The sequence below is a fragment of the Vibrio sp. R15-SG3-ISO1A genome (assembly GCF_059833955.1).
On sequence record NZ_JCBDGH010000003.1, the window covers coordinates 1 to 7,303 of the forward strand.

Genomic DNA, 7,303 nt, shown 5'->3' on the forward strand with positions numbered 1-7,303 from the left:
GTTATCGAGAAAGAGCACGTGGAACTCTTCACGCTGTTTGTCACGCAGCACACCGGAGAGATAAAGCTTGGTTTGCTCCGGGCTGGTCAACGCGTCGCCCCGTTTGAGCGTTTCACTGAGATAACGCTGCGTCATCTCCAGTACGGCTTGAAGCTGCACGTATTTGGCCACCCCTAGTCCTTTGTGCGCGCAAAACTGCTCGAGATCGGCGGAGAACAGCCCACGCAGCGAGCCAAATTCCGCTAATAAATAGTCAGAAAGCGCAATGACATTCCTCTCTTGCGTACCGGTGCGCAGAAAAATCGCCACCAGCTCTGCATCGGTTAACGCTTGAGGGCCATGAGAAAGCAGTTTCTCACGCGGCATTGACGATTTCGGTAACGGCACTGTCATAGATATCGGCTCACGGTTTGCTCCACATTGCTCATCTGTCACGCCAAGCGTAATCAAATCTCTCAGGTTGACTGGGCAAAAAAGCGTGAAGATTCGAGCGGTTTCCTCTTTCTATGTAATTGAGACGTTACTCATTAACCACTCGGGCAAAGCAACACTGTTTGAGAGACGACTATATCAGGTATGACTACTTAAGGTATGACTACTTAAGGTAAGACGCTTTGAGGTACCACAGCTGGATTGGGCCCAGAGGGATAGGACGTAGAGGGATGGGGTCAACTCGCCTAGTGACACGCGGCGTGCTATCTTACGCCAAGAATTTTTAAGGAAGATCATCATGCAAACACTCGCAGGTAAAAAGATCCTTTTAGGTATCAGCGGTGGTATCGCCGCGTACAAATGTGCGGATTTGACGCGCAGACTCAGTGAACGTGGCGCGACCGTCCAGGTGGTGATGACGCCAGCCGCGAAAGAGTTTATTACCCCGCTGACCATGCAGGCGGTCTCTGGACGTCCGGTGTCAGAGAGCTTGCTCGACCCAGCCGCCGAAGCCTCTATGGGCCATATTGAGCTCGCCAAATGGGCCGATTTGGTTCTGCTCGCGCCCGCCACGGCGGATTTGATTGCGCGCATGGCGGCGGGCATGGGCAATGATCTTCTGACCACTCTCGTGCTGGCGACCGATGCGCCAGTTGCTGTCTCACCCGCGATGAATCAGCAGATGTATCGCAACCTCGCCACACAAGAAAACATCGCCACCCTTTCGCGTCGCGGCATGATGATTTGGGGCCCTGCAGCCGGCGAGCAAGCGTGTGGCGACGTCGGCCCGGGGCGCATGTTAGAGCCGATGCAACTGGTTGAGCGCTGCGAGCAATTTTTTGGCCCTAAACCGCTGGCGGGGCGCTCTGTGCTCATCACCGCGGGCCCGACCCGTGAGGCGATTGATCCGGTGCGGTATATCTCTAACCACAGCTCAGGAAAAATGGGCTTTGCACTGGCCAGCGAGGCCGCGGCGCTCGGTGCCCGCGTGACGCTGATTGCCGGCCCTGTCTCGCTCTCAACGCCGAGCGGCGTTACCCGTATAGACGTGCAAAGCGCGCAAGAGATGTACGACGCGGCACTTGAGCATGCTCGCTCACACGATGTCTTTATTGGCTGCGCCGCGGTGGCCGACTATCGTCCTCATCAGGTTGCCACGCAGAAAATCAAAAAAACCGACCAAAGCGATGCGATGTCGATTGAGATGGTGAAAAACCCCGACATTGTTGCCAGTGTCGCGGCGCTGAATGAGCATCGACCTTTTACTGTTGGCTTTGCCGCTGAAACACAAGACGTCGCCCACTACGCAAAAAGCAAGTTGGCGAAGAAAAACCTTGATCTCATTTGTGCTAACGATGTCTCAGTCGCGGGGCAAGGGTTTAATAGCAACGACAACGCTATCACCGTATACTGGAAAGAGGGTGAGCAATCACTTACGCTTGCGTCCAAACAGGATATCGCAACGCAGATCCTCACCATTATTAATGACAAACTCGCGCCAACAAGCGAGTGATTTCAACCTATTCATCAGACAACGCGGTTGGTTGAGCCCCAGCCGCGCTCGCACTCGGTGTGCGCTTTGCGTTTTCAGCCCCTCTGAGCGCTGCGCCCCTCGTGTGACAGTTCTTATAAACTGTGGTTATAAATAAGGAAGAGGTTCATGGCAGGAACAAAAAAAACCAACCGCCGCGACGAAATATTGCAAGCCCTTGCCGAAATGCTGGAGTCCAGTGACGGCGCCTCACGCATCACCACCGCGAAACTCGCCAAACAAGTCGGCGTGTCAGAAGCGGCCTTGTATCGTCACTTTCCTAGCAAAGCGCGCATGTTTGAGGGCTTGATCGAGTTTATTGAAGAGTCTTTAATGTCTCGCATCAATCGTATTTTGGATGAAGAGAAAGACACCCTGACGCGTCTGCGTTTGGTGTTGCAGCTCATTCTCGCCTTTGCCGAGCGCAACCCGGGGCTGAGCCGAATTTTGTCTGGCCACGCATTGATGTTTGAAAATGAGCGCCTGCGCGATCGCATCAACCAGTTGTATGAGCGCATTGAAACCTCACTGCGTCAAATCCTGCGTGAGCGTAAACTGCGTGAAGGGAAAGCCTTTCCCGTGGATGAAATGATCCTCGCCGCGCAACTGCTTGGCCAAGTCGAAGGCAGCTTGAACCGCTTTGTGCGCTCTGATTTTAAGTACCACCCCACCGCAAACTTTGATGAGTACTGGGCACTGCTCAGTGCGCAATTGGATTAATTCATGACAACCAACGATAAACACCAGCCACCCAAGTTTTCTTGGTCTTTGCTTCACCCGCGCCATTGGGGCGTTTGGCTTGGCTTTGGCTCGCTGGCGATAGTGGTTAACCTGCTACCGTATCGACTGCTTTATGCACTTGGCCGAGGGCTCGGCAAACTCGGCATGCGTTTAGGCAAAAAGCGCGTTCATGTTGCCAAGCGCAATCTTGAGCTCGCCTTCCCGGATAAAGCGCAAGCTGAGATTGAGGCGATGGTTGAGGAGAACTTCAAAAACACCGGTCTCGCGCTGATTGAAACTGGCATCACTTGGTTTTGGCCCACCTGGCGCTTTAAGCGCAGAATCATGGCGAAAGATGTCGAGTTGCTGCATCAATACAATGAACAGAAACAGGGCGTGCTGCTGTGCTGCGTCCACGCACTCAATCTAGAGATCACCGCGCGCGCATTTGCTGTGCTGGGGCTGGGCGGCTATGGCGCCTTTCGCCCGCACAATAATCCTGCGTACAACTTTATTCAACACTGGGGTCGCTCGCACAACGGTAACGTTTTGATCGACAGAAAAGATCTGAAACAGATGATTCGCGTCATGCGCAGTGGTGAGCGGCTGTTTTACTTACCGGATCATGATTACGGCCGCAACAAGTCGGTGTTTGTGCCCTTTTTTGCCGTTCCCGATGCCTGCACTACTACAGGCACCAGCATCTTGGCATACACAAGCAAAGCGGCGATTGTGATGGGTTCAGGCTTTCGCAGTGATGACGGGCGCTATGAGATCATCGCCAATAAATCGGTAGAGAAAGACTACCCACAAAAAGACGAAGTCGCCGCCGCCGCCTACATGAACCGCCACGTGGAAGAGGTGATCCTCCGCGCCCCAGAGCAATGGATGTGGCTACACAAGCGCTACAAAACCATGCAAGACGAAAACGCAGAGAAAGGCGTGCGGTATAGGTAGTGGGTTGTGGGTTGTGGGTTGTGGGTTGTGGGTTGTGGGTTGTGGGTTGTGGGTTGTGGGTTGTGGGAGCTTGCTCTCTCGGCCAGCCAAGTCAAGCCTTCTCTCCCCATCCCCCATCACCCTTCACCTATCACCCATTACCCTTCACCCCTCACTTAAATCCCATACTCCGCACGGTACGCTTTCACGGCGGCGAGGTGCTCTGCCGCGTCGCCTTGCTCTTCCAAGTAAGTCACCAAATCGCCAAGGCTAACGATGGAGATCACCGCGCAGCCAAAATCGCGCTCGACTTCTTGAATCGCAGAGAGCTTTCCTTTGCCCTTTTCTTGGCGGTCAATCGCCACCAATACGCCCGCCAGTGCGGCGCCGCTTGCTTGGATAATTTCCATCGATTCACGAATCGCGGTGCCAGCGGTGATCACATCGTCCACCAACATAATGCGACCTTCCAGCGGGCTGCCGACTAAGTTGCCGCCCTCACCGTGGGTTTTCGCTTCTTTACGGTTAAAACAGTAAGGCGTGTCGATGTCGTGGTGATCCGCCAGTGCCACCGCCGTGGTGGTCGCAATCGGGATGCCTTTGTACGCAGGGCCAAACAGCACATCAAACTCGATGCCAGAGTCCGCTAGCGCGGCGGCGTAAAAACGCCCTAAGCGCGCCAAATCACGACCGGTATTGAAAAGTCCAGCGTTAAAGAAGTACGGGCTCTTACGGCCAGATTTCAAAGTAAACTCACCAAACTTAAGAACTTGTTTCTCAAGTGCAAACTCAATAAATTCACGCTGGTATGCTTTCATTATTTTCTCTCGATGGTTGTTCTAGTGGCTAGTTCCTAGTGCCTAGTTCCTAGAAGAAGGGGATAAATATTTAAGGATAAACAGTGTTCTCTATAGAAAGAGGACAAAAAAATAGCCCCCATCAATGGGAGCTATCAATCAATCTGCTAGGGCTGCTTTTTGCGCGGCGACAATATCAGCAATGCCGACCTTGGCCGACTCAAGCAAGACCATCAGTTGCTCGTGGGTGAACGGTTCACCTTCGGCGGTGCCTTGCACTTCGATCATGCGCCCATCTTCGGTCATCACGACGTTCATGTCGGTGTCTGCGGCGGAGTCTTCAACGTACTCCAAGTCGCACAATACCTCTTCACCCAGCAAGCCTACCGACACCGCGGCCACATGGCCTTTCATCGGGCTCTGTTTCAGTTTGCCTTTATTGATCAGATGCGTGAAGGCATCCGCCAACGCTACACTGGCTCCGGAGATAGACGCCGTGCGCGTGCCGCCATCGGCTTGAATCACATCACAGTCAACGGTGATCATAAACTCGCCCATCGCTTCTAAATCCACCACGGCACGTAAGCTGCGCGCAATCAGGCGTTGAATTTCCATCGTGCGCCCACCTTGCTTACCGCTTGAGGCTTCGCGACGCATGCGTGAGTGTGTCGAACGCGGCAGCATGCCGTACTCGGCCGTCACCCAGCCTTTGCCTTGGCCTTTTAGCCAACGCGGCACACTCTCTTCAACTGTGGCGTTACACAGCACTTTGGTATTGCCGAACTCGACCAACACAGAACCTTCTGCATACGCGGTATAGTTGCGAGTAATTTTAATTGGGCGAATTTGATCCGCCTTGCGATCATTGGGACGCATGGGCATTACCTTTGTTGACTTGATGACGGTAGAATTGGGCCCAGAGTCTAGCATAAAACACCCCCTCACCACCACTGTCATTCCCCCTTCACTACCCCTCTCCCTCTCCCCATCACCCATCACCCCCTCTAGGAACTAGGAACTAGTCACTAGGAACTCCCCCCCACCTTCTGCTATCCTCTCCCTGCGTTATTTTCACAGATTAATAGATAGGAAAATTCGATGATTTATAGCATGACGGCCTACGCGCGCAGCGAAGCCAAAGGCGATTGGGGCAGTGCCGTATGGGAGATCCGCAGCGTCAACCAACGTTATTTGGAGACCTACTTCCGCCTCCCTGAGCAATTTCGTGGCCTAGAGCCGCTACTGCGTGAACGCTTTCGCAAGCGCCTAGCGCGCGGTAAAGTAGAGTGCAGCCTGCGTTTTGAAGCCAACCCCGCCGCCAAAGGTGAGCTGACCATCAATGAAACCCTCGCCAATCAAGTCATCAAAGCCGCTGAGCAAGTGATGCACATGACCGGCGAACTGAGCCGCATCAACCCGTTCCAAGTGATGCAGTGGCCAGGCGTGATGGAGACTCCAGAGCAGGACATGGACGCGGTCAACAAAGACCTGTTAGCCGCTTTCGACAATGCACTGAGTGATTTTATCGACGCTCGCGGCCGCGAAGGCGACAACATGAAAGCGCTCATCACCCAGCGCCTAGACGCCATCTCACAAGAAGTGACTCGCGTGCGCGCTCGCATGCCCGAGATCCTTGAGTGGCAACGTGAGCGCCTATTTGCCAAGTTTGAAGACGCCAAAGTCGAGCTCGACCCTTCCCGCGTTGAGCAAGAGCTTATCCTCCTCGCGCAAAAATCCGATGTGGCAGAAGAGCTCGATCGCCTCGACTCTCACGTCAAAGAGACCAACAACATCCTCAAAAAAGGCGGCGCCTGCGGCCGACGCCTCGACTTTATGATGCAAGAGTTCAACCGCGAGTCAAACACGCTCGCCTCGAAGTCGATCAGCACCGACATCACCGCATCCGGGGTCGAGTTGAAAGTCTTGATTGAGCAGATGAGAGAGCAGATTCAGAACATCGAATAGTCTCTTTTAGATGACTAACTGTGCAAAGCCCCTGTTTACTTTATAAGTCGATAGGGGCTTTTCATTTTTCCACCAACATCCTCTGACTTCACCCAACAACCCCACGACTGCTCTGACCTCTCAATAAAATTAGACTATCTCCTCCAGCCTAACCTTTTGATTTATTTTGTAACGCACTCTCTTAGCACTCGTTAATGATAATAAACCAAACTATGAGGACCAATTATTTGAATAAACATCACACAATAGGACTACGCTTTAGGTGTGTATCAGTAGCCAATTGCGAGTGTGCCTGACACCCAAAACGCCCTCGCAGTCGACAAGGAATGGATGGTAGTCATGAAAAAACACGCAATCGCCGCAGTGCTCGCGGCGCTATTAAGTACCCCGGTACTCGCAGAGCAGCAAACGCTCACCATACTCGGTGGGTATGGGAATAACGGTGACATCGACCCCTATTCGGAAGGGTCAACGGATGGCGGCGTCACTTGGGGCCCGACTTATTACGTTGGCGCGCACCCGTGGGGCTTCTTACCTGGCACCAATACCTGGGTGAATGTTTACCCGTCTCAAACGTCCGGTTTGTATCAATCCAACTGGATTCGTATTCGCTTCAATATGCCCAACGAGTTTAGCGACGCATCGATGAATTTGCTCATGAAAGCGGACAATCGAGGCGAGGTGATTATGAATGGCGTCTCGCTCGCCACGATAGAGGGGTCGACGTTTGTCAGCGGTAACTTCTCCCCTGATGTGATTTCTTCGATTCTCGTACCTGGTGTCAATGAAATTCGCATGCGCTTAACAGACTGGGGTGGTTTGGTGGCCTTTCAATATCGGATTGATTTGACCTTCGAGTCTGATTCAGATGCCGTACTCGGCAAAGCGGGGGACTCCGATACGGACGGACTCACCGATGCGG

The 7,303-nt window shown here is 53.3% G+C and carries 8 protein-coding genes; 5 read left to right on the top strand and 3 right to left on the bottom strand.

From position 1 onward, the window contains the following. On the bottom strand, positions 1-393 hold a 393-nt coding region (locus AC6R0L_RS00165; RefSeq protein ID WP_500627870.1), incomplete at its 3' end, for a UPF0758 domain-containing protein. Between the two features lie 337 nt (positions 394-730). Here AC6R0L_RS00165 and coaBC point away from each other — a divergent pair. From coaBC to AC6R0L_RS00180, 3 genes are all read left to right on the top strand, one after another. Continuing rightward, positions 731-1,945 carry a bifunctional phosphopantothenoylcysteine decarboxylase/phosphopantothenate--cysteine ligase CoaBC gene (gene coaBC / locus AC6R0L_RS00170; RefSeq protein WP_487903855.1) on the top strand — a complete coding sequence of 405 codons (1,215 nt, stop codon included), beginning with the start codon at positions 731-733 and terminating at the stop codon, positions 1,943-1,945. A gap of 147 nt (positions 1,946-2,092) precedes the next feature. Further along, complete coding sequence (slmA, locus tag AC6R0L_RS00175) at positions 2,093-2,683, top strand: nucleoid occlusion factor SlmA (RefSeq protein WP_500627790.1); 591 nt, start codon at positions 2,093-2,095, stop codon at positions 2,681-2,683. Between the two features lie 3 nt (positions 2,684-2,686). Then, entirely contained in the window at positions 2,687-3,640 is a 954-nt protein-coding gene (locus AC6R0L_RS00180; RefSeq protein WP_500627871.1) for a Kdo(2)-lipid IV(A) acyltransferase, read from the top strand. A gap of 155 nt (positions 3,641-3,795) precedes the next feature. Here AC6R0L_RS00180 and pyrE read toward each other — a convergent pair whose 3' ends face one another. Together pyrE and rph are read right to left on the bottom strand one after the other, a co-directional pair. After that, positions 3,796-4,437: an orotate phosphoribosyltransferase gene (gene pyrE / locus AC6R0L_RS00185; protein ID WP_500627872.1), complete on the bottom strand. Its 642-nt coding sequence runs from the start codon at positions 4,435-4,437 to the stop codon at positions 3,796-3,798. A gap of 138 nt (positions 4,438-4,575) precedes the next feature. Further along, positions 4,576-5,292 (bottom strand): ribonuclease PH, encoded by a 717-nt coding sequence (rph, locus tag AC6R0L_RS00190; protein WP_500627873.1) that lies wholly within the window; start codon positions 5,290-5,292, stop codon positions 4,576-4,578. Positions 5,293-5,514: 222 nt separating this feature from the next. Here rph and AC6R0L_RS00195 point away from each other — a divergent pair, with 222 nt between their 5' ends. Both AC6R0L_RS00195 and AC6R0L_RS00200 read left to right on the top strand, forming a co-directional pair. Next, positions 5,515-6,381 carry a YicC/YloC family endoribonuclease gene (locus tag AC6R0L_RS00195; protein ID WP_334554883.1) on the top strand — a complete coding sequence of 289 codons (867 nt, stop codon included), beginning with the start codon at positions 5,515-5,517 and terminating at the stop codon, positions 6,379-6,381. A 339-nt stretch (positions 6,382-6,720) separates the two neighbouring features. After that, positions 6,721-7,303, top strand: a 583-nt coding sequence (locus AC6R0L_RS00200) for a hypothetical protein (RefSeq protein WP_500627874.1), incomplete at its 3' end; no start/stop codon positions are given.

Bases quoted from the DNA above. Each gene is read 5' to 3' on its own strand.
- coaBC (WP_487903855.1), top strand. From the start codon at position 731: ATGCAAACACTCGCAGGTAAAAAGATCCTTTTAGGTATCAGCGGTGGT.
- slmA (WP_500627790.1), top strand. From the start codon at position 2,093: ATGGCAGGAACAAAAAAAACCAACCGCCGCGACGAAATATTGCAAGCC.
- AC6R0L_RS00180 (WP_500627871.1), top strand. From the start codon at position 2,687: ATGACAACCAACGATAAACACCAGCCACCCAAGTTTTCTTGGTCTTTG.
- pyrE (WP_500627872.1), bottom strand. From the start codon at position 4,437: ATGAAAGCATACCAGCGTGAATTTATTGAGTTTGCACTTGAGAAACAA.
- rph (WP_500627873.1), bottom strand. From the start codon at position 5,292: ATGCGTCCCAATGATCGCAAGGCGGATCAAATTCGCCCAATTAAAATT.
- AC6R0L_RS00195 (WP_334554883.1), top strand. From the start codon at position 5,515: ATGATTTATAGCATGACGGCCTACGCGCGCAGCGAAGCCAAAGGCGAT.